Annotated in this window: 2 protein-coding genes; both read left to right on the top strand. The window is 55.1% G+C overall.

Features of this window, described 5'->3' with window-relative positions; all coding sequences use genetic code 11:
• The first annotated feature begins 73 nt into the window (after positions 1-73).
• Positions 74-376 carry a transposase gene (locus ACXRVY_RS29945; protein WP_223464023.1) on the top strand — a complete coding sequence of 101 codons (303 nt, stop codon included), beginning with the start codon at positions 74-76 and terminating at the stop codon, positions 374-376.
• Positions 373-1209, top strand: a complete 837-nt coding sequence (locus ACXRVY_RS29940) for an IS3 family transposase (RefSeq protein WP_223464022.1) — start codon at positions 373-375, stop codon at positions 1207-1209. The genes ACXRVY_RS29945 and ACXRVY_RS29940 overlap by 4 nt, the downstream gene beginning before the upstream one ends.
• Positions 1210-1247: the final 38 nt, after the last annotated feature.

Raw genomic sequence — 1247 nt, 5'->3', positions numbered from 1 at the left:
CTGAACTGGCCTAATGATTTTGGACACTTCAATCGGGCGCTATGATGGCGCCCAAATCTGAGGTGTTTTGGCTATGCGTAAATCTTATTCCAGTGAGTTCAAACTCAAGGCGGCGAGCATGGTGCTGGACGAGGGACAGTCGGTTCCCGAGGTCTGCGCCAGCCTGGATATCGGTCCTACGGCCCTGCGCCGCTGGGTCGACCAGGTTCGGAAGGAACGTTTGGGCTCGACTCCGGTGGGCGCTAAGGCGATTACCGCCGATCAGCGAGAGATCCAGCAACTCAAAGCCTTGCTCAGGCAAAAAGACCTGGATATCGAAATCCTAAAAAAGGCCAGTGCTCTCCTGCTGTTGGACGCCAAAGATCATTCACGTTGATCGATGAGCTGGACGAGCAGTACGGCGTTAACAATTGCTGTCGGGCGTTCGGCGTCAACCGCAGCAGCTTTTATGCCTGGCGTCAGCGCCAAGGCAAGGTCAAACCTGAGCGGGAGAAACTCAAAGCCGTGCTGGTCGAACATCACAAGGAATCCAGATCATCTGCTGGTTCGCGCACTTTGGCCAAGGAGCTGCAAGCCAAGGGACACCGTGTCGGGCGGCATATGGCTCGCAGCCTGATGCGCGAAGCGGGCGTTGCCAGTCGTCAGCGCCGGCGGCACAAGTACAAATCTTCCGGCGTGGAAGCACTGGTGGCGCCGCATGTGYTAAAGCGCAAGTTTGATGTTACAGCGGTCAATCAGGTGTGGTGTGGCGATGTGACGTACATCAAGGTCGGCACGCGCTGGCTGTACTTTGCGGCAGTTCTGGATCTGTTCGCTCGCCGGATTGTCGGCTGGTCGTTTTCGATGATTTCCGATGCCACGCTGACCTGCGAAGCGTTGCGCATGGCGGTCGAGCTCCGAGGCCGACCAAAAGAGGTGCTGTTTCATTCTGATCAAGGCTGCCAATACACCAGCCATAAATTCAGAAATGAGATGCGCAAGCATGGACTTTTGCAAAGCATGAGTCGCAAAGGTGAGTGCTGGGATAACGCCCCGATGGAGCGTTTCTTTGGGAGCCTTAAATCAGAGTGGGTGCCAGAAGATGGCTACAACTCTGAGCATGAAGCCCGCATAGACGTGCAACGCTACGTGATGCGTTACAACAACGTCAGGCTCCATAGCTACAACGGCTATCGTTCACCGGTAGCTATGGAAAAACTGGCGGCATGAAAACCGTAACTGGTGTCCAAAATTAGTTGACCAGTTCA

It is taken from the genome of Pseudomonas sp. P5_A2_2 (genome assembly GCF_054177685.1).
This window is presented reverse-complemented; position numbering and strand designations above follow the sequence as displayed.